This window comes from uncultured Stenotrophomonas sp. (assembly GCF_945952405.1).
Classification (GTDB): domain Bacteria; phylum Pseudomonadota; class Gammaproteobacteria; order Xanthomonadales; family Xanthomonadaceae; genus Stenotrophomonas.
Genome location: NZ_CAMFIA010000029.1, coordinates 16,342 through 40,478, shown reverse-complemented (window position 1 = coordinate 40,478; position 24,137 = coordinate 16,342). Strand labels below are relative to the sequence as shown.

Below are 24,137 nucleotides of genomic sequence, written 5' to 3'. Positions count from 1 at the left end.
AGAGCCGGCCGCTGGCCGGCTGTGTGATGCCCCCCGGATGGGCGACCGCCACAAAGAAGAAGGGCCCCTTGCGGGGCCCTTTCTCTTACTTCTTTTCCAGTCGCGCGTTGCGCTGGCCGGTGCTGGCGGACTTCTCGCCGGCAAACGGGTTCAGCTTGCGGATCATCCACGGGTACTTCGGCCACTTGCCTTCCAGCCACGGGTGGTCCGGCTGGTTCAACTGCAGGACGCGGCGGGCGTCGTCGGCCAGGGTCTTGTTGCCCAGGTGGGTGTAGGAATCGGCCAGGACGGCGACCGCGTCGTACTGGAAGGCGCTCTGCGGGTAGGTTTCCAGCAGGTAGTTGGCACGGCCGGCGGCCGACACCCAGGCACCGCGGCGCATGTAGTACAGGGCGTTGTCGAGCTCGTGCTGGGCGAACACGTCACGCAGCTCCAGCATGCGCTGGCGCGCATCGGCGGCATAGCGGCTGTTCGGGTAGCGGTCGACCACGATGTTGAAGTCCGAGTACGCCTGGTGCGGCGTGGACAGGTCGCGGCGGCTGGCGTCCAGGGACCATACGCGGCGCAGGAAAACCGTACTGCGGTTGGAGTTGGCCAGGCCGCGCAGGTAGTACAGGTACGCGATGTTGCGGTGGGTCGGGTAGGTACGGATGAAGCGGTCGATGCTGGACACCGCATCGTCGTGCTTGCCGGACTTGTACTGGGCGTAGGCGGTTTCGATCATCGCCTGCTCGGTATAGGGACCGTACGGATACTGGGCCACCAGGCGGCGGAAGCTGGTTTCAGCCCCGCTCCAGTTGCCACCCTGCATCAGCTTGTGGCTCTTCTCGTACAACTGTTCGACCGGCGTCCCTTCATCGGGGCGATCGCCCTTCTTGGCACCACGGTGGCAACCGGTGGCGGCGATGACCAGCACCAGCAGCAGGGCGGTGAGGCGGACGGGCGCAGAGAGCATGACGGAGCGTCGGATCATGGGGTCGAGGCGGGACGCGGCTGGAATACGAAGGGTCGATGATAGCCTAGTGTCCTGTCCAGCGACTGAAACCGGCCGCCGGGACCCCAAAATTTCAAAGAATGCCCCCTGCCATGTCTGAACAACCCTCTGAATCGGCCCGCCAGGCCATCGTCCCCGACACCGCTGCTGGCCGTCGTTTCGACGCCGTCGTGGCCGAACTGTTCCCCGAATACTCGCGTTCGCGCCTGACCGAGTGGATCAAGGCCGGCGACGTCCTGCTGGACGGCGCCCAGGTGCGCCCGCGCGATCCGCTGCGCGGCGGCGAGGTGGTCACCCTCACGGTGGTGCTCGAGACCCAGACCGACGCCCAGCCGGAAGACATCCCGCTGGACGTGCTGTTCGAGGACGAGCACCTGCTGGTGATCAACAAGCCGGTCGGCCTGGTGGTGCACCCGGGCGCCGGCAACCACAGCGGCACCCTGGTCAACGCCCTGTTGTTCCGCGATCCGTCGGTGGCGGTGCTGCCGCGCGCGGGCATCGTGCATCGCCTGGACAAGGACACCAGCGGCGTGATGGTGGTGGCCAAGACACTGGAGGCGCAGACCGCGCTGGTCGAGCAGCTGGCCGCGCGCGATGTGCATCGCCAGTACCTGGCCATCGTGATGGGGGCGCTGGTGGCCGGTGGTACTGCCGATGCCCCGATCGACCGCCATCCACGCGACCGCCTGAAGATGGCCGTGCGCGAGGACGGCAAGGAAGCGATCACCCATTACCGCCTGCGTGAGCGCTTCCGTGCGCATACCGCGCTGGAGTGCCGCCTGGAAACCGGTCGTACCCACCAGATCCGCGTGCACATGGCGCACGTGCGCCACCCGATCATCGGCGACCCGCTGTACGGTGGCGCGCTGAAGCTGCCCAAGGGCGCCAGCGACGAGCTGGTGGCCGCGCTGCGTGGCTTCAAGCGCCAGGCGCTGCATGCCGAGACGCTGGAATTCACCCACCCGATCACCGGTGAGCTGGTGCGCAATACCGCGCCGGTGCCGGATGACATGCTGCAGCTGATGAAGGTGCTGCGCGAAGACAGCGAAGCCTTCGCCGCACGCGAGCGGGACCGCTGGTGATGGCCGCCGCGCTGCCGTTGCTACAGGCCGACTGGCCGGCGCCTGCGGGCGTCCATGCGCTGACCACGCGCCGGCACGGTGCGGGCATCTCGCCGGCGCCGTTCGCGCAGTTCAACCTGGGCAACCGGCACGCGGCCGATGGTGACACCCCGGCCAACGTCGAGCACAACCGCCAGCTGCTGCAGCAGGGGCTGGCGCTGCCGTCCGCGCCGCATTGGCTGCGCCAGGTGCACAGCAGCACCGTGCTGCGCTTCACCGCGCCGCCGCCGCCCGGCGCCAGCGAGCCGGTGGCCGATGCCGCGGTGACCTCGGTGCCCGGTGTCGTGCTGGCGATCCTGACCGCCGACTGCCTGCCGGTGGTGTTCGCCGCGGCCGATGGCAGCGAGATCGGTGCTGCCCATGCCGGCTGGCGCGGGCTGGCCGACGGCATGCTGGAGGCCACCGTGGCGGCGATGCAGACCCCGCCCGCGCAGCTGCGGGCCTGGCTGGGCCCGGCAGCAGGTCCGGCCGACTACGAGATCGGCGAGGAGGTGTACCACGCCTTCGTCGGCCACGACCCGGCCGCCGCGGCGGCCTTCGTGGCAACCCGTCCGGGTCACTGGAAGGTGGACCTGTTCGCGCTGGCCCGCCAGCGCCTGCAGGCGGCGGGCATGGACCCGGCCCAGGTGCATGGCGGGACCGTGTCGACCATGGCCGATCCGGACCTGTACTCGCACCGGCGCGATCGCCGCACCGGACGCATGGCAACCCTCGCCTGGATCGCGCCCTGACCACGCCGCTGTTCGCACGCGTGCTGGGGCCGTCCTTCGCGACCCTGGCAGCGCCGGTGCGGGCGCTGCACAGCGCTGCGTTGCCCTGCCGCTACCGGGGGCAGGCGCGGATCGAGCGTGGGCGGCACTGGTTGGTGCCGCTGCTGGCCGCGCTGGCGCGGCTGCCGCGCGATGGCGAGGCCGTGCCCACCGAAGTGGCGTTCAGTGCACACCGGCAGGGCGAGCGCTGGGCACGGCGGTTCGGCCGCTGGCCGATGGTGTCCCGACTGTGGGCGCACGACGGGTACCTGCGTGAACAGCTGGGGGCGGTGCGCTTCGAGTTCGACCTGCAGGCCAATGACGGTGGCATCGACTGGACGGTGCGGCGGGTCTGGGCGTTCGGGGTGCTGCCGTTGCCAACGCGTTGGTTCGGCGGCGTGCGCTGCCGCGAGGCCTGGCGCGACCAGCGCTACACTTTCCTGGTCGATGTGACCTTGCCCTGGGCAGGAGCCCTGATCCGCTATGAAGGCTGGCTCGAACCGCAGTGAGGCCGCCGCCGCAGAGCACAGCGCGGTGATCGTGTTCGATGGCGTGTGCGCACTGTGCAACCGCTGGGTGCGCTTCCTGCTGCGTTTCGACCGCAACGGGCGTTACCACTTCGCGGCGATGCAGGGCGCGCGCGGGGGCGCGATGTTGCGCGCACACGGGCTGGACCCGCGGGACCCGGCATCGTTCCTGTTGCTGGACGCAGAAGGAGCCTGGACCGACACCGACGCGATCCTGCGCGTGCTGGCGGGGCTGGGCGGCGCGTGGCGTATGAGCAAGGTGCTGCAGGCAGTGCCACGCAGCTGGCGTGATGCGGCGTATCGCACGCTGGCGCGCAATCGATACCGCTGGTTCGGCCGCCACGACGCCTGCCATCTGCCGGCCCCGGAACACGCCCCCCGGTTCCTCGATTGAAAAAGGGGACGGAGGGGATTAAGTCGTTTATGCATAAACGACTTAATCCCCTCCGTCCCCTTTTTTGTCAGCCTTCCAGCGCGTCGAGGTAGCTGCGGCGCCAGTGGTTGATGTCGTAGGTGCGCAGGTGCTCCATCATCGCGTGCCAGCGTTCCTTGCGCCTGCGCAGCGACATCGTCGCCGCCGTGGCGATGGCATCGGCCACGCCGTCCAGGTCGTGCGGGTTCACCAGCAATGCCTGCTTCAGCTCGTCGGCGGCACCGGCCAGCAGTGACAGCACCAGCACGCCGGGATCCTCAGGGTCCTGCGAGGCCACGTATTCCTTGGCGACCAGGTTCATGCCATCGCGCAGTGGTGTCACCAGGCCTACCGCCGCCGCCCGGTAGAAGCCGGTGAGGGTGGCATGGGTGAAGTTCTGGTTGACGTAACGCAGCGGCGTCCAGTCCGGTTCGGCGTGGCCACCGTTGATATGGCCGGCGATCTGTTCCAGCTGGCTGCGCAGCTGCCGGTACTCGGTGACATCGCCGCGCGACACCGGGGCGATCTGCAGGTAGGTCAGCGAGCCGCGCTGGTCCGGGTGGCGCTGCAGGTAGCGCTCGAAGCCGAGGAAGCGCTCGGGCAGGCCCTTGGAATAGTCCAGGCGGTCCACGCCGATGGCCAGCTGGCGGTCGCGCAGGCTGGCGCGCAGGTTCTTCACCGCGGCCTTGGTCGCGGCGGTGCCGGCCTGGCGCGCGATCAGGTCGGTATCGATGCCGATCGGGAACGCCGCCGCGCGGAAGCGGCGCCCGCCGGGGGCTTCCAGTTCGCCGTTGTCGAGCACGCGCCCGCCGCCGAACAGGCGCAGGTAGGTCTGGAAGCGATCGGCATCGCGCTGGGTCTGGAAGCCGACCAGGTCATAGGCATACAGCGCGGAGAACAGCCGCAGGTGGTCGGGCATGGCCTGCAGCAGGTCGGCCGACGGCATCGGGATATGCAGGAAGAAACCGATGCGGCAGCCGATGCCGCGTTCGCGCAGCAGTGCACCAAGCGGAATCAGGTGGTAATCGTGGATCCAGACGATGTCGTCCTCCCGCAGCAGCGGCGCGAGCTTGTCGGCGAACAGCGCGTTGACCTTGTGGTAGGTCTCGCGGGTGCCACGGTCATAGTCGACCAGGTCCAGGCGGAAGTGCAGCAATGGCCACAGCGTGCGGTTGGCGAAGCCGTTGTAGTAACCGTCGACCTCGCGCTTGCTCAGGTCGAGGGTGACGAATTCGATGTCGCCGTCCTTCTGCGTGTGCACGCTGCCGCTGCCGTCGCGCACACTCTTGCCGCTCCAGCCGAACCACATCCCGCCGCGCTCCTTGAGTGCGGCCAGCAGGCCCACCGCCAGGCCGCCGGCACGGTTTTCGCCGGGTACGGCCACGCGGTTTGAAACCACAACAAGACGACTCACGATGCCTCCTGCCAGGACCGCGACAGGCGCATCGCGGCGGTGATCAGGCCGACGTGCGAATAGGTCTGCGGGAAGTTGCCCCAGGCCTCGCCGCTGTCGAAGGCCAGGTCCTCCGACAGCAGGCCCAGGTGATTGCGCTGCTTGAGCAGCAGTTCGAACATGCTGCGCGCCTCGTCCATGCGCCCGATCGCGGCCAGCGCATCGATGTACCAGAAGGTGCAGATGGTGAAGCTGGTTTCCGGCTCGCCGAAATCATCCGGGGCCACGTAGCGGTAGAGTGAATTGCCGTGCTTGAGATCGCGGCCGATGGCTTCCACGGTGGCGACGAAGCGTGCGTCCAGTGCATCGATGAAGCCGATGTCGGCCAGCAGCAGCAGCGAGGCATCCAGGCGATGGCCGCCGAAGGTGTCGGTGAAGTGGCCCAGTGACTCGTTCCAGGACTCGGCCATGATGCGCGCATGGATGGTGTCGGCGCGCTCGCGCCAGTAATGGGCACGGTCATCGCGCTTCAGGCGTACCGCGATCTTGCACAAGCGGTCGCAGGCAGCCCAGCACATCGCGCTGGTGTAGGTATGCACTTCGGTGCGGCCGCGGAATTCCCACAGGCCGGCGTCGGGCACATCGTGCAGGGCGAAGGCCTGTTCGCCCAGCGGTTCGAGGCGGGCGAAGGTATGCGCGTCGCCCGGGTCCTGCAGGCGGCGGTCGAAGAACAACTGGGTGGAGGCCAGCACCACGCTGCCATACACATCGTGCTGGCGCTGCACCCACGCCAGGTTGCCGCGGCGCACCGGGCCCATGCCGCGGTAGCCGGACAGGCTGGCTACTTCGTCCTCGTCCAGCTTGGCTTCGAAGCCGATGCCGTAGAGCGGCTGCAGCGTACCGTCGGTGGTGGCCAGGTTGAAGATGTAGCCGAGGAACTGCTCCATGGTGCGGGTTGCGCCGAGCCGGTTGAGCGCACGCACCACGAACGCGGCATCGCGCAGCCAGCAGTAGCGGTAATCCCAGTTGCGCACGCTGCCGGGCGCCTCGGGAATGGAGGTGGTCATCGCTGCGATGATCGCGCCGCTGTCCTCGTACTGGCACAGCTTCAGGGTGATCGCGCTGCGGATCACCGCGTCCTGCCATTCCAGCGGAATGGACAGGTAGCGCACCCATTCGCGCCAGTAGTCGCGGGTGCGCTGGAAGGCTTCCTGTACGTAACCGCTGATCGAGCGGTTGAGTGATTCATCCACGCCCAGGATCAGGTGGACCGGATGGTTGAGCACGAACGGAAGACCGTCGCGGACGAAGCGGACCGGTACGTCGGTGGTGAGCCGCAGCACGTGCTCGGGCAGGACCCAGCGCACATGATTGCTGCCCCAGGTGGACTCGGGCACGCGCGCTCCCCAGTCCGCCAGCGGCCGGGCACGCACGGTGATGCGTGGGCTGCCGGCCAACGGGCGCACCTGGCGGATCAGGCTGACCGGGCGGTAGAAGCGGTCGTTCTGGCGCCAGCGCGGCGCGAAATCGAGGATCTCCAGCGCGCCGCCATGCGTATCGCGAAGCACGGTGCGCAGGATCGCGGTGTTGGTGAGGTATTCCTGCTCGCTGTCGGCGAAGTCCTCCAGCTCGATGGCGAAGTCGCCGCCGGTCTGCTGGTTGGGGCCGAGCAGGGCGCAGAAGGTCGGGTCGCCGTCGAAGGTGGGCAGGCAGCTCCAGACAACACGGGCATGTTTGTCGACCAGGGCGCCGAAGCTGCCGTTGCCGACCACGCCCAGATCAAGATCGGGTTGGGTCATCACGCGGTACATCTCGGTTGCGGCCGTGGGGGTGGCCGGGTCAATAGGCATTCTCACGCAGCCAGGCGTGCACGCTGCGTATGTCGGGCAGCGCGAACACCGCTGCGCTGGGTTCACGTTCACCCACCAGCACGCTCCAGCCATGCTGGCCGTTGGCGGCGTCGAAGCCGAACTCGTCGGTGAGGTCATCACCGAGGAATACCGGCAGGCGGCCACGGAAGGGCAGGTACTGCATCATCCGCCGCACCGCGCGTCCCTTGTCGGTGCCGACGGGAACGAACTCGACCACATGGTCGCCGGGCTGCAGGCGATAGCTGGCACGTCCACGTACGTGGCGGTCGGCGAAGGCACGAACGTCGCTGCCGGCATGCGGTGCTCCGCGCCAATGCAGTGCCAGGCCGACGCCCTTGTCCTCCACCAGCACACCGGGATGGCCGTGGGCGAAGCGCATCGCCTGCTGGTGCAGTGCGTGCAGCCATTCGGCGGTGTCGTCGTCATGCTCGTCGCGCAGCACGCGACCGTCCTGGCCGCGCAGTTCGTGGCCATGCAGGCCCGCAGCAGGCAGTTGCAGGGGAGCGAACAGCTGGTCCAGCTGTGCAAGTGGGCGACCACTGACCAGCGCCACGGCACCTTCCAGACGGTCGCTGATGCGGCCGATGGCTTCACGCACATCGGGCAGCAGCTGCACGGCATCCGGGCGTGCAGCGAATTCGATCAAGGTGCCATCCACATCGAGGAACAACGCGCAGGCATCGTCCAGCAATGGGGGTGGCGGTCGCAGGGGGAGCGATTCAGCCATGACGCCCAGCCTGCCAGCGTGGGCGTGTACGTGGGGTCGAGGTCAGGCTACGGCCTTGCTTCGGTGGGTGCGGACCGTTGGTCGGCTCGCTGTGCGGACCAACGGTCCGCACCCACCCAAGGAAAATCTGCATCCACCCGGATCGATCAGAAGGTAAAGCGGACGCGGCCGTAGTAGTACGCGCCATTGCTGCCGATCGGCGACAGCACGTCATACGGCAGGTTGCCGAAGTAGTGGATATCGCTGTTGGATCGATCCGGGTAGTTGTCGGTCAGGTTCTGGCCGCCGATCGCCACGCTCCAGCGCGGGGTGATGCGGTACTCCACTTCTGCATCCAGCTGCCATTCGGCCTGGTAGGTCTGGCGCGGGATGTAGCCATCACCGAAGTTGAACACGCGGGTGGCGCTGCCGTAGCGGTTGACCCGGCTGCTCAGCGACCAGTGCTCGTTGCTCCAGGCTGCAGAGACGCTGCCACGCGTGCGCGGGGTGGCATCGGTAAGCGTGTTGGTTTCTTCGATGCCGAACAGCACGTAGTCCGGGTTCAATGCCTGCAGCTGCGCCGGCGTGGCCAGTACGTTCTTCAGGGTGGTCTTTGTGTAGGCGTAGGTGCCGGTCAGCAGCAGCTGGCCGTTGCCCAGCGACTGGCGCCAGTTGCTCACCAGTTCGGCACCACGGGTGCGGGTATCGGCGGCGTTGACGAAGAAGCTCGCGCTCTGCAGGCCGCTGACGCCGTAGTTGGCGGCTACATAGCGGGTCAGTGCATCGCCGGTGATGCTCTCCGACAGCGCGATGCGGTCATCGATGTCGATCTGGAAGAAGTCCAGCGACAGATCGAAGTGCTCGCCGATGCGGCTGGTGAAGCCCAGCGAAGTATTGAGCGACTTTTCAGCTTTCAGGTCGCGCGCGCCGAGGCCGCGTGCGATCGGATTGTTGACCGACAGCAGTCGGCCCTGCACCAGCTGGCCGCCGGCGTTGTAGCCGGTGGAGGTGGACTCGTAGCCGATCTGGGCCAGCGAGGGCGCGCGGAAATTGTTGGAGATGGCGCCGCGCAGGGCGAACGCGGGGGTGAATTCGTAGCGCAGGGCGAGCTTGCCGGTCAGCTCGCCGCCGAAGTCGTCGTTGTGCTCGTAACGCGCGGCCAGGTCACTGGAGAAGTGTTCACCGAACTGGCTGGACAGGCTGGCATAGGCGCTGGCCACATCGCGCGACAGGCGCGCCGCATCCTGCGGGGTCAGGCCACCACCGGCCTGCGAACCGGTCGGGCGGTCGGTGTACGGGCCGGCCGCATAGCTGGCCGGGTCGCCGGGACGGGTCTGGTAGCGCTCATGGCGCGCTTCCACGCCCAGGCCCAGGGTGTGGCTGATGCTGTCGCTCTGGGTGAACACGCGGCTCAGATCGAGGTTGCCCACCGTCTGTGCGTATTCGTAGTCAGCGGTCTTGAAGCGGGTCGGGCTGGTCGGGCCCAGCGAGGCGTTGAGCGAGTCACGCAGGCGGTAGGTGAAGTCGTTCTGGCCGTAATCCAGGCTGCCGTCGTAGCTCCACTCACCCCACTGGCCACGCACGCCGGCCACGGCCTGCACGTCGCGGTTCTCGCCTTCGGAGATCGGCCGGTAACCGTTCGGATAGACCTGCTTCCAGTTGGCATCGCCATCGGGGTAACGGAAGTAGTTCGCGCCTTCGGTGTCACGCTGGTTGAAGGTGCCGAACGCGTAGAACGTTGAAGTCTGGCCCACCGGAATTTCGGTATTCAGCCACAGGTTGATGTCTTTGCTCTTGCCATCGCCCAGCACGTAGTTGCGCTTGCCCTGCAGCGCCAGGTTGTCCGGGGTCTGGTCCCACGGCGGAATCTGGTCGAAGCCGGCGCGGTTGGTGCCGTTGCGGTGCTTGTACTCGAGACCGACGCGCAGGAAACCGCCGTCTTCGCCCAGCGAGGTGCCGACCTTGGCGCTGACGTTGCCGGTCTGGCCATCGGTGAGGGTGCGGCCGATCGGCTTGAGGTCGGTGTGGTTGGCGCCGTAGCTGGCCTCGATCTCACCACCGTCGCCAGCGTTGTCGAGGATCACGTTGATCACGCCGGCCACCGCGTCCGAGCCGTACAGCGCACCGGCGCCGTCGCGCAGCACCTCGATGCGCTTGATCGCGCTGACCGGGATCGCGTTGAAGTCGACCGGGGTGGTGCCCTTGCCGATCTTGCTGTCGGTGTTGACCAGCGCGGTGTGGTGGCGGCGCTTGCCGTTGACCAGCACCAGCACCTGGTCCGGCGACAGGCCGCGCAACTGCGCCGCGCGCACATGATCGGCGCCGCCGGAGTTGGACTGGCGTGGGAAATTGAACGACGGCAGCAGCGCCTGCAGCGCGCTGCCCAGCTCGCCGTTGACCACGCCGGCCTTGCGGATGTCCTCGGCGCTGAGCACGTCCACGGGTGAGGTGGATTCGAGCACGGTGCGGTCGGCGGCTCGGGTGCCGGTGACGATCACCGTGTCCAGCTGGGTGGCGTCCTGGCCCAGGGCCGGGACGGCGGCGGAGGAGAGCGCGAGGGCGATGGCGAGGCCAAGCGGCGACGCGGGCAGGCGGACGGACATGGGGGCTCCAGCAACAACGACGACGGGGAAGGGGGAGATAGTTTCACTTACATCCATCCGGATGAAGCGATATATTATCTTCGCGTGATGACCGCTGCCGATGCAAGCCCCTGCCGGTCCGGCATGAGCTGATGCCCTGCCGGCATCAGCACGCCGGGCCGGTGGCGCTGTACGCTGCCGGCTCGCCTTGTCCCCCTTCCCCGGAGCTGTATCGATGAAACACCTTGGCCTCGTCTTCGCCGTGCTGCTGGCCACCAGCGGCTGCGCCAGCCTCTCTTCGCAGGCGCCCAGCGCCTATGCCACGGCCGCCACCGCCGAACTGAAGGGCGATGCCGCACGCCCGTCCGCCGGCCACGGCTGGGTGCGCAGCGAGCTGTACTTCGGGGTGGGCGAGGAGCAGGGCGCCGGCAACCGCCCGCAGGCCGACACCATCAGCGAGGCGCAGTGGCGCACCTTCCTGGACAAGGAAGTGACCCCGCGCTTTCCGGACGGCCTGACCGTATTCGACGCCTATGGCCAGTGGCTGTTCCGCGGCGATGCCTCGCCCAACCGCCTGCGCACCAAGGTGCTGGTGGTGCTGCACGAGGACACTCCGCAGCGCCGTGCCGATATCGAAGCGATCCGTTTGGCATGGAAGCAGCAGACCAAGCATCAATCGGTGCTGTGGTCGCGGCAGCCGGTCGAGGTATCGTTCTGAGTTGAAGGTGCCGTCGCGGTGCCGCAGGGAGCAGTGATGAACTACAGGGAATGCATGCGGGGCCTGGTGTTGGTCGGCGTGCTGGCAGCGTCGGCGCAGGCGAGCGCGGACGAGGGCGAAACGCTGCGCTTCCAGGTGGCCGCGCACGTGCAGGCGCACGCCGATCCCCAGCAGGATGGCAGCATCGCGGTGCAACTGTCGCCGTCGGGCAGGCGGCAGACGCTGGCGGGCGCGGCGGATGCCGACGGCCATTCGAGCTGGGGGCTGGAAGACGTCGATTTCGATGGCTACCCGGAACTGGTCGCACGCGCCTCGGTGGGCATGGTCAACGAAGCGGTGACGGTGTACCGCTTCGATCCGGGCAGTGGCGGGTTCCACGCGCTGCAGGCCGAAACCCACGGCAAGGACAGCTGCGGTGACCTGATGGGGCTGAGCGTGGACGCGGCCACCCGCACTCTCACCAGCAGTTGCCGCAGCGGGCCGATGTGGTACACCGACCAGTACCGGTTCGCAGGCCCGAAGCTCTACCTGTACCGCTCCGAGAGCGTATTGATGCTCGGCGATACCTTGAACGCCGCCCTGCACTGGGTGCAGACCGACGAGCAGGGCCCGCTTGCGGTGTGGCGCAGCTACGATGCCGCCGGTCATGTGCTGGAGAGCGCCATTGCCGATGGCCTTGGCGCACCGCCGGAGGGCCCACTGCGCGGTCAGCAGGCCTCCGTACTGGCCACGCGCCTGTTCCTGTTCGACCAGCCCGGCGCATCCAGTACCCGGCGCTACCTGGTGCAGGGCGACCGTGTGGAAATGCTGGATGAACAGGACGGCTGGGTGAAACTGCGTTACCGCAGCCCCAAGCTGGGCCCGCTGGTGGGCTGGATCAACGTCAACGACTGAAAAAAGGGGACGGAGGGAATTAAGTCGTTTGCGGCACAAACGACTTAATTCCCTCCGTCCCCTTTTTTTGCGGAGGCGTCACTTCATCAGGTCTAGCCTCGGACGTTCCCCCGTTCGAGGATGTATCCGATGAGCAAGCGCGTGGCCGAAATCGTGGTGGACGCCCTGCAGCAGGCAGGTGTCCGTCGTTGCTATGGCATCGTGGGCGATACGCTGAACCACGTGACCGATGCGATGCACGGCAGTGACATTGCCTGGGTGCACGTGCGCCATGAGGAGGTGGCCGCGTTCGCTGCGGGTGCCGATTCGCTGGTGAGTGGCGAGCTGACCGCCTGTGCCGGTTCCTGCGGCCCCGGCAGCCTGCATTTCATCAATGGCGTGTTCGAGAGCAACCGCAACCGTGCACCGATGGTGCTGATCGCCAGCCAGGTGGTGACCAGCGAGCTGGGCATGGAGTTCCCGCAGGAGGTGGATTTCAAGGCGGTGTACGCAAGCTGTTCGGTGTTCTGCGAGCAGGTGCACAGCGCCGAGCAGGCGCGCCGCGTGGTGACCCTGGCCTGCCAGGCGGCGATCAGCCGGCGCGGCGTGGCGGTGGTGATCCTGCCGGCCGATATCAGCCAGGCCGAGGTGAAGCACGATGTGCCGTTCTCGGTGCACTACACCCAGCCGGTGCTGCGTCCTTCCGACACAGAGTTGCAGCACATCGCCGAGCTGCTCGGCCGCGGCCAGCGTATCGGCATCTATGCCGGCGCGGGTTGCCAAGGCGCGCATGCGCAGCTGCTGGAGCTGGCCCGGCGCCTGCAGGCGCCGATCGCGCACACCTCGCGTGCCAAGGACTTCGTCGAGCCGGACAACCCGTACAACATGGGCATGACCGGCATCTTCGGCATCGAGTCCGGCTTCCACACGTTGATGGAGTGCGACACGCTGCTGCTGCTCGGCGCCGATTTCGCCTGGGGCCAGTTCTATCCGGACAAGGCGACGATCATCCAGGTCGATCGTGATGGCAGCCATCTCGGCCGCCGCCATCCGGTGCACCTGGGCCTGGTCGGTGACATCGCACCGACACTGGATGCGTTGCTGCCGATGCTGGCGCCGCGCGAGGACAGCACGTTCCTGGACGAGTGCATCGAGCGTCGTGACAAGGCGCTGGACAAGCGCGCGCAGGAAGAGCAGCCGGGCAAGGGTGAGCTGATCCATCCGCAGCACCTGACCGCACTGCTGTCGAAGTACGCGACCGACGATGCACTGTTCACCGCTGACGGCGGCTCGCCGATGGTGTGGGTGCTGCGGCATATCCGTGTCAATGGCCGCCGCCGCACGCTGACCAGCCTGCTGCACGGCACGATGGCCAACGCGATGCCGCAGGCGTTGGGCCTGCAGAAGGCGTTCCCGGGCCGGCAGGTGGTTTCGCTGTCCGGCGATGGTGGCCTGGCCATGCTGCTGGGCGATCTGCTGACCGCCGTGCAGGAGAACCTGCCGATCAAGGTGGTGGTGTTCAACAATGGCTCGCTGAACTTCGTCGAGCTGGAGCAGAAGGTGGAAGGCCTGCTGGACAACTACACCGACCTGAAGAACCCCGATTTCGGCCGCCTGGCCGAGGTGATCGGCTTCCACGGCCGTACCGTTACCCGCAGCGAGGACCTGGAGGAAGCGGTACAGGACTTCCTGTCCCAGCGTGGCCCGGCGTTGCTGGACGTGCATACCAGCCGCGCCGAACTGGTGATGCCGCCGCAGATCGAGGCCAAGCAGGTGGCAGGTACGGCGCTGTATGCAGCCAAGGCCGTACTGAACGGCCGCTTCGACGACGTGAAGCATCTGCTGGTGGACAACTTCCTGAAGAAGTGAGAGGAGGGCGATGCAGGGTTACGCCCTGCACCCGTCACGAGCCAGCGCGAGAGCAGATGCTGGCTTGCTGAGGGGGCGGGCTGGAACCCATCATTCCAGCGTGGAATTGGCGTGCAGGCCCTGCTGGGCCTACCATCGGCGGTCCCCACCCCCATCGCCCCTTCCATGTCCGCTCCTGCTCCCGCCGCTCCGCGTCGCTGGTTCGTCGCCGGCGACTTCAACGGTTTCTTCGGCCTGGTCGTCGACAACCTCTCCATCCTCGGCTTCATCGCCATGGCCCTGGTCGGGATCTTCCAGTTCCCGGCCGACGTGGTGTTCGGCCGCATGTTCCCCGGCACCGCCTTCGGCGTGCTGGTCGGCAACCTGCTGTATACGCTGATGGCGCGCCGGCTGGCCGCGCGCAGCGGCCGCGACGATGTCACCGCGATGCCGCTCGGCCTGGATGCGCCGACCAGCATCGGCATGGCCCTGCTGGTGCTGGGACCGGCCTTCATCGCCTTCAAGCAGCAGGGCATGGACCCGCATGCCGCCGGCATCGCCACCTGGCAGCTGGGCATGGCCGCGCTGGTCATCATGGGCGTGCTCAAGTTCGTGCTGTCGTTCTTCGGCGAAGCGGTCACCCGCGCGCTGCCGCGTGCCGCCCTGCTGGGCTCCATCGCCGGCATCGCGCTGGTGCTGATGGGCCTGTTGCCGCTGCTGGAGACGCTGCGCTCGCCGCTGGTGGGCTTCACCACGCTGGGCCTGCTGCTGTACGTGCTGATCGCCAAAGGCAAGCTGCCGGTGCGTGGCCCTGGCGTGCTGCTGGCCTTCGTGTTCGGCACCGTGCTGTATTACGGCCTCGGTGTTGCCGGGCTGGGCGCTCCCGGCTTCCATGTGCCGGAGTGGGTACCGCCGCAGGTGGTGCTGCCGCTGCCGACGCTGGGCTTCCTCGAGGGCATGCCCACCGCGATGACCTACCTGCCGCTGCTGCTGCCGTTCGGCCTGCTGATGGTGGTGGGCGGCATCAACGTCTCCGAGAGCGCGCGCGCAGCCGGCGATGACTACCGCACGCGCGACATCCTGCTGGTGGAAGCGGTCGCCACGCTGGTGGCCGGTGTCTGCGGCGGCGTGGCGCAGACCACCCCGTACATCGGCCAGCCGGCCTACAAGCACATGGGTGCCCGCAGCGGCTACACGCTGCTGACCGGCCTGTTCGTCGGCATCGGCGGCATGCTCGGCATCATCTCCGGGCTGGTGCAGTGGCTGCCACTGGCGGTGCTGGCGCCGATCATCGTCTACGTGGCCATCGACATCACCACCCAGGCGTTCCAGGCCACCCCTCGGCACCATACCGGTGCGATGGTGTTTGGTTTCCTGCCGTCGGTGGCTTACCTGCTGGCGATCAAGGCGCCGGGCTGGATCGCACCGGAGCAGCTGCCCCAGCTGCTGGGCAAGCTGGATGGCCACGGGCTGCCGGAACTGGCGGTGATCTTCACTCTGGGCAACGGTTTCATCATCACCTCGATGCTGTGGATCTCGGCGGTGGCGGCGATGGTCGATGGCCGTCTGCGCCGTGCCTGCGGCTTCCTGCTGGTGGCTGCGGTGCTGACCCTGTTCGGCCTGATCCATTCGGTGGATCCGCGCGGCGGCATCTACCTGCCGTGGGACCTGCAAGGCCTGGCCCGTATCATCAGCTGGCAGTTCGCCGGCGCCTATGTGGCACTGGCGGTGCTGCTGGGGCTGTTGTCGCTGCAGAAGCAGGCGGTGAAGCCGTTGGGCGGAAACAACTGACCTGCGGTCGTGCCGGCCCGTGGCCGGCATCCGCGCGATGCGTTCGTAGCCCCTGCGTGTGCCGGCCGGTGGCCGGCACTACCGCTCCCCGTCAAGCTCCGGGTAATGCCGGAAGATGCCCTGGGTGTTGAACGCCAGCCGCCGCTCCGAGGCCAGGTAGGCGGCGATGTTCGGCCGCTTGGCGACCCGCTCCTGCAGGGCGCGCAGCAACGGCAGGGTGGACGCCAGCGCCTGCATGCGGCGGGGAAACATGTAGTCCAGCCCGCTCAGCAGCTGGAACAGCGACAGATCCACGTAGGAATGCTCGCGCAGGGCATGGCGGCCACCATTGGCCGCCAGCACCTGTTCGAAGTAACCGAGGAACTTCGGCAGCCGTTCGCTGCGCAACACGGCGGCACGCGCCCTGGCTTCGGTCTTCTGCTGCTCGTAGTACTTCGATGCGGCGATCGGATGGTGGCTGTCATGTACTTCGGCGACCAGGTCGGCAATGGTCAGCTGCAACTGCAGCGCCTGCATCCGCCGCGAGGCCGCCTGTGGCACCAGGTCCAGGGTCGGGCCAAGGAAATCCAGGATGGCCGCGACCTGCGCGATGACCTGGCGTCCGGCTTTCAGGAACGGTGGCGCGAAGGGCTGTGCGCCCTCGCTGTGACCTTCCAGGAACGGCTGCATCACTGCATCGCCATGCACCCGCGCCATGTCGATGTAATCGGCGCCGGCGTCTTCAAGTGCCAGTCGCACGAATTCGCCACGACCCTGGATCCCGGTCCAGTAGTACAGCGCGTATTGCATGGCGGATTCTCCACGGGACAGGACCCACAGCCTCGCGCGCAGCGTGCAAAGCAGGCGTGAGCGTGCGTGGCCCCCGCCGCGAACCCGAACCGCAGCGGAACGCCGGGGGAACCCGCTGCAATCCGCGGGGTCACACCGTGTCCATGCAGGTGAAGAATGAGGGACTGCATCATGCAGAGTGGAAAGGCGGTATGGCCCTGGGTGCTGGGCGTGGTGGTGATCGGTGGCGCGGCGGGTTGGTTGTTCCGCGACCCGCTGAAGAGCCTGGCAGACGGTGTTTCGGTGCCGGTGCAATCCGCCCCCGTCACCCGCAGTGCACCGGCACAGCCGAACGCGGCCGCAGAACCTGCGCCGGCGCCACCGCCGATCCGGCATCCGCTGGAGGTCGAGGCCGACCCGGCCCTGCCCACGCTGGCTGACAGCGATGCCGCTGCCTGGGCGGCGCTGAGCCAGTTGTTCCAGGGCGAGGGGCCGCTGACCCTGTTGCTGCGCGATCACCTGATCCAGCGCCTGGTCACCCAGGTTGATACCCTGGACAAGCCCAGCGTGCCGCCCACGGCGTTGGCCGCGCGGCCGTTGCCGGGCAGCCTGCGGGTGGACGCAGGGGAGGGCGGCGAGCGCATCGCTGCCACCAACGCGGCGCGCTATGCGCCCTACGTGCAGGCGTTCACCGCGCTCGACCCGGCGACGGTGGCCGCCACCTACAAGCGCTTCTATCCGCTGATCCAGCAGGCCTATGTCGATCTCGGCCGGCCCCAGGGCTATTTCAACGACCGCCTGGTGGCGGTGATCGATCACCTGCTGGACACGCCGGAACCGGCCCAGGCGCCGCGGGTGGAACGCGATGAGCGCGGCCGTTACCGCTTCGTCGATCCCGGCCTGCAGGCGCGTTCGATCGGCCAGAAGGCCCTGTTGCGCATGGATGCGGCGCAGGCCCGGGCGGTCAAGCAGCAGCTGCGGGCGATCCGCAGCGCGATCACCCGCTGAGGCTCCCATCGCGCGCCACTGATCGGGATCAACGCGCCGACCACACCCGTTCCGGCATGCTGGCCGCAGGCTGACTGGCCTCGGGGTGCAGTCGCAGTCACCCTTGAAACGGGGTGGGGCAACCGCATCTTTCCAGCATCGCCGGCGCGGGCCGGCCCTGATGACCGATGAGGTTTCGCAATGCGGATGGACAAGCTCACCTCGCGTTTCCAGCAGGCGCTGGCAGACGCACAGTCGCTGGCCGTGGGCCGCGACAACAGCATCATCGAACCGGTTCACCTGTTCAGCGCGCTGCTGGACCAGCAGGGCGGCAGCACGCGCCCGCTGCTGGCCCAGGCCGGGGTGAACGTGCCGGTACTGCGCGAGCGCCTGACCGAGGCGCTGGACGCGCTGCCCAAGGTGTCCGGGCAGGCCGGCAACGTCTCGATGGGCAACGACCTGGGGCGCCTGCTGAACCAGACCGACAAGCTGGCCCAGCAGCACGGCGATGCCTTCATCGCCAGCGAGTGGTTCGTGCTCGCGGCGCTGGAGGACGGCGGCACGCTGGGCATGGCGCTGCGCGCCGCCGGTGCCGACAAGACCCGCCTGCAGGCCGCGATCGACAAGCTGCGTGGCGGCGAGAACGTGCAGTCGGAGAATGCCGAGGAACAGCGGCAGGCGCTGGAGAAGTACACCATCGACCTGACCGCGCGTGCCGAGAGCGGCAAGCTCGACCCGGTGATCGGCCGTGACGAGGAAATCCGCCGCACCATCCAGGTGCTGCAGCGCCGGACCAAGAACAATCCGGTGCTGATCGGCGAACCCGGCGTCGGCAAGACCGCGATCGTCGAAGGGCTGGCCCAGCGCATCATCAATGACGAAGTGCCCGAAGGCCTGCGCGGCAAGCGCGTGCTGTCGCTGGACATGGGCGCGCTGATCGCCGGCGCCAAGTTCCGCGGCGAATTCGAGGAGCGTCTGAAGGGCGTACTCAACGACCTGGCCAAGAACGAAGGCCAGATCATCCTGTTCATCGACGAACTGCACACCATGGTCGGCGCCGGCAAGGCCGATGGCGCGATGGATGCCGGCAACATGCTGAAGCCGGCGCTGGCGCGCGGCGAGCTGCATTGCATCGGCGCAACCACGCTGGACGAGTACCGCAAGTACATCGAGAAGGATGCCGCGCTCGAGCGCCGCTTCCAGAAGGTGTTCGTCGGCGAGCCCTCGGTGGAGGACACCATCGCGATCCTGCGCGGGCTGAAGGAGAAGTACGCGCTGCATCATGGCGTGGATATCACCGACCCGGCCATTGTCGCCGCCGCGACGCTGTCCAACCGCTACATCACCGACCGCCAGCTGCCGGACAAGGCCATCGACCTGATGGACGAGGCCGCCTCGCGCCTGCGCATGGAGATCGACTCCAAGCCGGAGGAGCTGGACCGCCTGGAGCGCCGGGTGATCCAGCTGAAGATCCAGCGTGAGATGCTGAAGAAGGAGAAGGACGAGGCTTCGCGGCAGCGCCTGGCGGACCTGGAAAACGACATCGATGCGCTGGAGCGCGAGTTCTCCGACCTCAACGAGATCTGGAAGTCGGAGAAGGCCGCGCTGCAGGGTGCGACCAGGATCAAGGAGCAGGTCGAGCAGGCCAAGCTGGAGCTGGAGGCTGCGCAGCGCCGCCAGGATTTCGCCAAGATGAGCGAGATCCAGTATGGGCTGCTGCCGCAGCTGGAAAAGCAGCTGGCTGCTGCGCAGGAAGCTGAGCACAAGGACTTCAAGCTGGTGCAGGACCGCGTCACCGACGAGGAGATTGCCGAGGTCGTGTCGCGCTGGACCGGCATTCCGGTCAACAAGATGCTCGAAGGTGAGCGCGACAAGCTGCTGCGCATGGAAGAGGTGCTGCACAACCGCGTGGTGGGCCAGGAGGAAGCGATCAAGGTCGTCTCCGATGCCGTGCGCCGCTCGCGCGCCGGCCTGTCCGACCCGAATCGCCCGGCCGGTTCGTTCCTGTTCCTCGGCCCGACCGGTGTCGGCAAGACCGAACTGTGCAAGTCGCTGGCCGAGTTCCTGTTCGACAGCGCCGACGCGATGATCCGCATCGACATGAGCGAGTTCATGGAGAAGCACAGCGTCGCCCGCCTGATCGGTGCGCCCCCGGGCTACGTGGGGTACGAAGAGGGGGGCTACCTGACCGAGGCGGTGCGCCGCCGTCCGTATTCGCTGATCCTGCTCGACGAGGTGGAGAAGGCGCATCCGGATGTGTTCAACATCCTGCTGCAGGTGCTGGACGATGGCCGCCTGACCGATGGCCAGGGCCGCACCGTGGACTTCCGCAATACCGTCATCGTGATGACCTCCAACCTGGGTTCGCACCAGATCCAGGACATGAGCGGCGATGACAGCCCGGAGGCCTATACGCAGATGAAGGCCGCAGTGATGGGCGTGGTGCAGGCACACTTCCGTCCGGAGTTCATCAACCGGCTGGACGACATCGTGGTGTTCCACCCGCTGGACAAGCAGCAGATCAAGCAGATCGCGCGCATCCAGATGCGCGGCCTGGAAAAGCGGCTGGCCGAGCGTGGCCTGAAGCTGGTGGTGTCCGACGCAGCGTTCGACCTGCTGGGCAATGTCGGCTTCGATCCGGTGTATGGCGCACGCCCGTTGAAGCGCGCGATCCAGGCGCAGCTGGAAAACCCGTTGGCACGGAAGATCCTGTCGGGCGCTTTCGTCAACGGCGACACCATCGAAGTCGGTAACGACGGCGGCCACCTGGTGTTCGCCAAGGCCTGAGGATGCGGCGCGCGTCCCCGCCTACGGGCGGGGGCGCACGCGGCGATAGCGTCCCTTCTCACCTGTGCCGCTGCCGCGCATGTCGACGTTGGCACACAGCTGCTCCTTGCCGCACAGGACCACGTCGGCGCGGTTGTAGGCCCGCAGCAGCTCGGCCTGGATCTGGTTGCGCTCGATTTCGGCGCGGTAGCGCCCGCCAAGCCAGATCGTGCCAGCCACCAGCAACACGGTGGCGGCCACGACCAGGCCCAGGCTTTTCAGCAGGACACCGCGCGACGCCCGGCGCAACCGCTCTATCTCGGTGACGAGCGTCGCAACGTTTCGACCAAGCGATTCACCGGAGGCCGCCAGGCGCTGCTCATAGTCGTTCACGGCCGCCTGCATGGTCTGCTTCATGGCGTCGGCGCCTTCGCGGCTGGCTCCGGCAAGGGTGGCGTCAATGCTGCTCCGAAGCTGGCCCGGAAGTGACTTCACCACCGCATTGATCGCGCCCGCCTGCTGCGCCTGTTGCTGTCCCATCTGCTTGCACAGGTGCTGATAGCGCTCCATCAGCAGCGCTGTGCTCTTGACCAGTTCATCCAGTTCACTCTTGTGCATTTTCACGCTCCACGCCATCAACGGCGCATGGCCGGTGCTGCTTGTTGCTGTTCCTGCTGGGCGGCCTGCTGCCGTGCCAGTTCCTGGGCCTGCTCGCGCTCCCTTTCCTCAGCGTCCAGCTGGGCGCGCACCTGCGTGTCCAGTCGCTGGCCGGCGCCCTGGTGGGCCAGCTCGCGATTGAGCTGAAGGAACCGCTCCGGATCCGCGGCCAGCAGTTCGTCCAGGCGCTGCTGCAGCGGTGAGCGCGTATTGAATTCGGGCTGGTCCCTGCGCGGCGAACCGTTCTGGGCGGCCGCTGCGTTGCGCTGCTCGGACGGGATGAACGGGTGGGCAGCCAACTCGGCCGCCTGTGCCATGCGCTGCGCGTAGCCGCCAGCCTGGTCGGGGCCGCGCACGTGGTTGAGCCCGTCCAGGAGCAGGCCGGGGCCACCGCGGCTGAGCAGGCTGACGCCACTGCGCAGCGCGTGCACGTCGGCGCGGAAGGCATCCACGCGTCGCTGGTCTTCAGGATCGCGGACGCGGGCGGACGGATCGTCCAGTACCGAGCGCTTGAGCACGCCATTCTCTTCGCGGTCGACGAAGTGCTTCATCCGGTGCGAGTCAGCCAGCGCGCCGACCAGCAGTGGCGTGGCGGCCATCTGCGCGGACATGCCGGTGGCGGCGCCGAGCATGCGGGTGCCAATCTCGGCCTCGCGCAGGGTCTTCAGTTCGCTGGGCAGCGCATAGGTCTGCACGCTGCCGTAATGCTTGCTGCCGGCGCTTACGAAATCGCCGGCCATGACGTGGTTGGTGAAGGGGGCCGCATGCGCAGGCTGACCTTCCTCGATGCGGTAGCCAAGGCTCACCACGCCGTAGGGATTGAAGGCATCGCCGGGCAGGTTGTAGTGATGCGCGCAGACCTGTCCCAATCCACCGCCCAGCGAGTGGCCGGTGACAGACAGCTGCTTGCCGTCGCGCTCGGCCATTCCCTTGGCAATGCGGGTGAGCTCCAGCGCGTCCTTGAGCTGTGCGTTGAACCTGCCGGTGACCATGACCATGTCGACCACGCCATCCTTGAGCAGCTCCCGGTCGATCTCGGTGCCGCGATGGGCGATGACGTAGTCACGCGTGGCAATGTTCTGGAAGATCGTGCCCTGATAGCCGCTGGGTTTGTCCATGTGGAGAACAGCCTTGTACTTCTGTCCGTAGCCTGCATCTATCTCAACGGATGTCCCGTCCGGGTTGAACTCCGGTGACCCATAGGCTGCATTTGAAAGGACCGCGTGGATGGAGCGGTTCATTGCCGGTTGCCTGCCTTCCTGATGGATATGCTGTAGGAGAAGAATCGGCCGCGTTCCTCAATGGGAACTTCGTCCTCGAACCGGTTTTCCAGGATTGCACTGGCTGGATAGCGATGGCCGTCATCAAGAAGGGGTTCTATGTCCTTTTTGGAGAGGCGGGTCTCACGGCCCTTTTGAAGGTCTGTGCTGATCGAGAAGTACGTGAAGTCCTTTGTTTGTTCGGTCCACAAGGACGCACCGACGAGCGACACACGCCACGTGCAGATCCCGCGCCCGAAGTAGTCCTTTCGAGCGAGTCCATCGCGGAAGAAGATTCCCTTGAACGTATGGCCATCAACGCGTTGCAGTGGAATGTGAAGCAATTTCATTTCCATGCCATAGCGGACACCCTCGAAGTTATCGATGGGAGGAAGGCAGCCTTCATCCGCAATCCTGTAACTCACGTATGCGTGTGATGCGTCGATGTCGTCTGGCGCATCCTGCGTGGTGAGGGTGATTTCATAGGCATCCTTCGGGGAAGGATTCAGTTCATACGGCGGCGCTGGCGGCTCCTTGCGCCCGCAGGCCGCCAGCATTGCAATCAATGCAAGCAACGGTAGCCGGTTCAGTGCGAGGTACGGGTGAGCTCGGGTATCGCGCCTGCCGCGCACGCAGCCTGGCCTGCCGGAGGGGGTGCGCTTGCTGTCACGTCTGCCGTTTTTCCCAAGCGCGCTGGTGCCGATATCCAGCTCGTGGTGGTGCGTCAGTTCGCCGGGCAGGTTGTAGTGATGCGCGTAGACTTGTCCCAATCCACCGCCCAGCGAGTGGCCGGTGACAGACAGCTGCTTGCCGTCGCGCTCGGCCATTCCCTTGGCAATGCGGGTGAGCTCCAGCGCGTCCTTGAGCTGTGCGTTGAACCTGCCGGTGACCATGACCATGACCATGACCATGACCATGACCATGACCATGTCGACCACGCCATCCTTGAGCAATTCCCGGTCGAACTCGGTGCCGCGATGGGCGATGACGTAGTCGCCTGTCCTTACATTCTTGTAGATGGAGCCCTGATAGCCACTCCTCGTATCTGCGTGCCCGACGGCAATGAAGATCTCGTCACCAGCCTGAACCTTTGTGGGCTCTCCCCCCGCGTCATATTCGGGAGGGAGGTAGGCGGCCATCGCCAGGTCTGCTGCTACACGCCTGCTCATTGGGCATCGTTCCTTCTTTTCGTCGAAATGGTGAACGAGAAGAAATCATCGCGATTGGCGGTTGGAACTTCTTTGTCGAACATCCATTGAGACCAGTCTCTGGCTGGATAGATTTCCCCGTCGTCCTTCCATGGGCGTATATCCTTCAGCGCGTAGCGCGTTTCTGAAGAAGCATCCGGGTCGGTGGAGACATTGAAATACGTGTAGTCCTTTGATGCAGGAGTTCGAAGCGTTGCGCCCACAAACTGCACGGACCATCTGCATTCGCTGCGTCCGTAGTAGCTCCTTTCCAGCATTCCATCGGCGAAGTAGATCCCTTTGAAGTAGCCTGCCGAAATGCGCTGCATCGGGATTTTCAGTTTATGACGCGCTGGTTCGTAGCGGATGCCTTCAAAGTTCCTGATCGGAGGAAGGCAATCCTCATTGGTGATCCTGTAAGTCACGGAGGCTGAAGAAACGTAGATACCGCTTGGGGCGTCCTGCACGCTGACCACGACGTCATACGCCTCCGTCGGCGCTGGGTTGGCCTCGTAAGGTGGCGCTGGCGGCTCCTTGCGCCCGCACGCTACCAGCACCGCTGTAAGCGCAAGCAGTGGCAGCACGTGCTGTGCCGGCTGCGCTGATCCATCCAACAACGTCATCACTTCGGTCCTGTTCCCTGGAGCAATCGACGATACGGAGGCACCTGGCCAGCACCGTGGAGTGGACCGATTTGTGGCAGCTTCCTGTGACGGATGTCTTGTTTCGCTGGAAAATTGAGGAGGAATGCGACAGCGCGTACGCGCGGAACACGACACGTCCCCTGCCAAAGGCAGCCGGATGTCGCGACCGGCCGGGTCGCTGCGGCTGAAGCCGAGCACAGGCACGGCGCTACGGGGAATTGCGGCGCGTTGAGCTCCTGATGCCGCGAGAACATGGCGTGATCAACCACATCTGCGGTTTGTGG

The 24,137-nt window shown here is 66.6% G+C and carries 20 protein-coding genes; 10 read left to right on the top strand and 10 right to left on the bottom strand.

Features of this window, described 5'->3' with window-relative positions; all coding sequences use genetic code 11:
• Positions 1-85: 85 nt before the first annotated feature.
• Positions 86-973, bottom strand: coding sequence for an outer membrane protein assembly factor BamD (locus Q0P60_RS19450; protein WP_294997234.1), 888 nt, complete (start codon positions 971-973; stop codon positions 86-88).
• A 113-nt stretch (positions 974-1,086) separates the two neighbouring features.
• Between Q0P60_RS19450 and rluD the strand changes: the two genes are divergently transcribed.
• From rluD to Q0P60_RS19430, 4 genes are read left to right on the top strand one after another with little or no spacing between them, the layout of a single operon-like run.
• Positions 1,087-2,076 carry a 23S rRNA pseudouridine(1911/1915/1917) synthase RluD gene (gene rluD, locus Q0P60_RS19445; RefSeq protein ID WP_294997232.1) on the top strand — a complete coding sequence of 330 codons (990 nt, stop codon included), beginning with the start codon at positions 1,087-1,089 and terminating at the stop codon, positions 2,074-2,076.
• Positions 2,076-2,846 (top strand): peptidoglycan editing factor PgeF, encoded by a 771-nt coding sequence (gene pgeF / locus Q0P60_RS19440; protein ID WP_294997230.1) that lies wholly within the window; start codon positions 2,076-2,078, stop codon positions 2,844-2,846. Before rluD ends, pgeF begins: the two co-directional genes overlap by 1 nt.
• Before the next feature lie 20 nt (positions 2,847-2,866).
• A complete protein-coding gene (locus Q0P60_RS19435) occupies positions 2,867-3,373 on the top strand; it encodes a DUF4166 domain-containing protein (RefSeq protein ID WP_294997229.1) in 507 nt (168 codons plus the stop codon).
• The gene (locus tag Q0P60_RS19430; protein WP_294997227.1) at positions 3,348-3,785 is read left to right on the top strand and encodes a thiol-disulfide oxidoreductase DCC family protein; all 438 of its coding nucleotides are present in this window, start codon (positions 3,348-3,350) and stop codon (positions 3,783-3,785) included. The genes Q0P60_RS19435 and Q0P60_RS19430 overlap by 26 nt, the downstream gene beginning before the upstream one ends.
• A gap of 67 nt (positions 3,786-3,852) precedes the next feature.
• On the opposite strand, the gene otsA is transcribed toward Q0P60_RS19430, so the two are convergent.
• From otsA to Q0P60_RS19410, 4 genes are all read right to left on the bottom strand, one after another.
• Positions 3,853-5,217, bottom strand: a complete 1,365-nt coding sequence (otsA, locus tag Q0P60_RS19425) for an alpha,alpha-trehalose-phosphate synthase (UDP-forming) (protein WP_294997225.1) — start codon at positions 5,215-5,217, stop codon at positions 3,853-3,855.
• Positions 5,214-6,995, bottom strand: coding sequence for a glycoside hydrolase family 15 protein (locus Q0P60_RS19420; RefSeq protein ID WP_294997223.1), 1,782 nt, complete (start codon positions 6,993-6,995; stop codon positions 5,214-5,216). Before Q0P60_RS19420 ends, otsA begins: the two co-directional genes overlap by 4 nt.
• 40 nt (positions 6,996-7,035) lie before the next feature.
• The gene (gene otsB, locus Q0P60_RS19415; protein WP_294997221.1) at positions 7,036-7,794 is read right to left on the bottom strand and encodes a trehalose-phosphatase; all 759 of its coding nucleotides are present in this window, start codon (positions 7,792-7,794) and stop codon (positions 7,036-7,038) included.
• A 146-nt stretch (positions 7,795-7,940) separates the two neighbouring features.
• Positions 7,941-10,376 carry a TonB-dependent receptor gene (locus Q0P60_RS19410; RefSeq protein WP_294997219.1) on the bottom strand — a complete coding sequence of 812 codons (2,436 nt, stop codon included), beginning with the start codon at positions 10,374-10,376 and terminating at the stop codon, positions 7,941-7,943.
• A 214-nt stretch (positions 10,377-10,590) separates the two neighbouring features.
• Between Q0P60_RS19410 and Q0P60_RS19405 the strand changes: the two genes are divergently transcribed.
• From Q0P60_RS19405 to Q0P60_RS19390, 4 genes are all read left to right on the top strand, one after another.
• Positions 10,591-11,073: a DUF3574 domain-containing protein gene (locus Q0P60_RS19405; protein ID WP_294997217.1), complete on the top strand. Its 483-nt coding sequence runs from the start codon at positions 10,591-10,593 to the stop codon at positions 11,071-11,073.
• 36 nt (positions 11,074-11,109) lie between these two features.
• Complete coding sequence (locus Q0P60_RS19400; protein ID WP_294997215.1) at positions 11,110-11,967, top strand: SH3 domain-containing protein; 858 nt, start codon at positions 11,110-11,112, stop codon at positions 11,965-11,967.
• Between the two features lie 129 nt (positions 11,968-12,096).
• Positions 12,097-13,815: a thiamine pyrophosphate-dependent enzyme gene (locus tag Q0P60_RS19395; protein ID WP_294997213.1), complete on the top strand. Its 1,719-nt coding sequence runs from the start codon at positions 12,097-12,099 to the stop codon at positions 13,813-13,815.
• 165 nt (positions 13,816-13,980) lie between these two features.
• Positions 13,981-15,585, top strand: a complete 1,605-nt coding sequence (locus Q0P60_RS19390; RefSeq protein WP_294997212.1) for a hypothetical protein — start codon at positions 13,981-13,983, stop codon at positions 15,583-15,585.
• Between the two features lie 78 nt (positions 15,586-15,663).
• On the opposite strand, the gene Q0P60_RS19385 is transcribed toward Q0P60_RS19390, so the two are convergent.
• The gene (locus Q0P60_RS19385; RefSeq protein WP_294997210.1) at positions 15,664-16,374 is read right to left on the bottom strand and encodes a glutathione S-transferase; all 711 of its coding nucleotides are present in this window, start codon (positions 16,372-16,374) and stop codon (positions 15,664-15,666) included.
• Between the two features lie 171 nt (positions 16,375-16,545).
• Here Q0P60_RS19385 and Q0P60_RS19380 point away from each other — a divergent pair, with 171 nt between their 5' ends.
• Positions 16,546-17,361 carry a DUF3014 domain-containing protein gene (locus tag Q0P60_RS19380; protein WP_294997208.1) on the top strand — a complete coding sequence of 272 codons (816 nt, stop codon included), beginning with the start codon at positions 16,546-16,548 and terminating at the stop codon, positions 17,359-17,361.
• A 180-nt stretch (positions 17,362-17,541) separates the two neighbouring features.
• The gene (clpB, locus tag Q0P60_RS19375; RefSeq protein ID WP_294997207.1) at positions 17,542-20,127 is read left to right on the top strand and encodes an ATP-dependent chaperone ClpB; all 2,586 of its coding nucleotides are present in this window, start codon (positions 17,542-17,544) and stop codon (positions 20,125-20,127) included.
• Positions 20,128-20,148: 21 nt separating this feature from the next.
• On the opposite strand, the gene Q0P60_RS19370 is transcribed toward clpB, so the two are convergent.
• The 4 genes from Q0P60_RS19370 to Q0P60_RS19355 form a co-directional block, all read right to left on the bottom strand.
• Positions 20,149-20,724, bottom strand: coding sequence for a relaxation protein (locus tag Q0P60_RS19370; RefSeq protein ID WP_294997205.1), 576 nt, complete (start codon positions 20,722-20,724; stop codon positions 20,149-20,151).
• Positions 20,725-20,741: 17 nt separating this feature from the next.
• A complete protein-coding gene (locus tag Q0P60_RS19365; RefSeq protein ID WP_294997203.1) occupies positions 20,742-21,881 on the bottom strand; it encodes a hypothetical protein in 1,140 nt (379 codons plus the stop codon).
• A 119-nt stretch (positions 21,882-22,000) separates the two neighbouring features.
• A complete protein-coding gene (locus Q0P60_RS19360) occupies positions 22,001-23,191 on the bottom strand; it encodes a hypothetical protein (RefSeq protein ID WP_294997201.1) in 1,191 nt (396 codons plus the stop codon).
• Positions 23,188-23,832, bottom strand: a complete 645-nt coding sequence (locus tag Q0P60_RS19355; RefSeq protein WP_294997199.1) for a hypothetical protein — start codon at positions 23,830-23,832, stop codon at positions 23,188-23,190. Before Q0P60_RS19355 ends, Q0P60_RS19360 begins: the two co-directional genes overlap by 4 nt.
• Positions 23,833-24,137 lie beyond the last annotated feature (305 nt).

Bases quoted from the DNA above. Each gene is read 5' to 3' on its own strand.
- Q0P60_RS19390 (WP_294997212.1), top strand. From the start codon at position 13,981: ATGTCCGCTCCTGCTCCCGCCGCTCCGCGTCGCTGGTTCGTCGCCGGC.
- Q0P60_RS19400 (WP_294997215.1), top strand. From the start codon at position 11,110: ATGAACTACAGGGAATGCATGCGGGGCCTGGTGTTGGTCGGCGTGCTG.
- Q0P60_RS19410 (WP_294997219.1), bottom strand. From the start codon at position 10,376: ATGTCCGTCCGCCTGCCCGCGTCGCCGCTTGGCCTCGCCATCGCCCTC.
- Q0P60_RS19380 (WP_294997208.1), top strand. From the start codon at position 16,546: ATGCAGAGTGGAAAGGCGGTATGGCCCTGGGTGCTGGGCGTGGTGGTG.
- Q0P60_RS19430 (WP_294997227.1), top strand. From the start codon at position 3,348: ATGAAGGCTGGCTCGAACCGCAGTGAGGCCGCCGCCGCAGAGCACAGC.
- Q0P60_RS19360 (WP_294997201.1), bottom strand. From the start codon at position 23,191: ATGAGCAGGCGTGTAGCAGCAGACCTGGCGATGGCCGCCTACCTCCCT.
- Q0P60_RS19405 (WP_294997217.1), top strand. From the start codon at position 10,591: ATGAAACACCTTGGCCTCGTCTTCGCCGTGCTGCTGGCCACCAGCGGC.
- rluD (WP_294997232.1), top strand. From the start codon at position 1,087: ATGTCTGAACAACCCTCTGAATCGGCCCGCCAGGCCATCGTCCCCGAC.
- otsB (WP_294997221.1), bottom strand. From the start codon at position 7,794: ATGGCTGAATCGCTCCCCCTGCGACCGCCACCCCCATTGCTGGACGAT.
- Q0P60_RS19365 (WP_294997203.1), bottom strand. From the start codon at position 21,881: ATGGACAAACCCAGCGGCTATCAGGGCACGATCTTCCAGAACATTGCC.
- Q0P60_RS19450 (WP_294997234.1), bottom strand. From the start codon at position 973: ATGATCCGACGCTCCGTCATGCTCTCTGCGCCCGTCCGCCTCACCGCC.
- Q0P60_RS19370 (WP_294997205.1), bottom strand. From the start codon at position 20,724: ATGCACAAGAGTGAACTGGATGAACTGGTCAAGAGCACAGCGCTGCTG.
- clpB (WP_294997207.1), top strand. From the start codon at position 17,542: ATGCGGATGGACAAGCTCACCTCGCGTTTCCAGCAGGCGCTGGCAGAC.
- Q0P60_RS19395 (WP_294997213.1), top strand. From the start codon at position 12,097: ATGAGCAAGCGCGTGGCCGAAATCGTGGTGGACGCCCTGCAGCAGGCA.
- pgeF (WP_294997230.1), top strand. From the start codon at position 2,076: ATGGCCGCCGCGCTGCCGTTGCTACAGGCCGACTGGCCGGCGCCTGCG.
- Q0P60_RS19385 (WP_294997210.1), bottom strand. From the start codon at position 16,374: ATGCAATACGCGCTGTACTACTGGACCGGGATCCAGGGTCGTGGCGAA.
- Q0P60_RS19420 (WP_294997223.1), bottom strand. From the start codon at position 6,995: ATGACCCAACCCGATCTTGATCTGGGCGTGGTCGGCAACGGCAGCTTC.
- Q0P60_RS19355 (WP_294997199.1), bottom strand. From the start codon at position 23,832: ATGACGTTGTTGGATGGATCAGCGCAGCCGGCACAGCACGTGCTGCCA.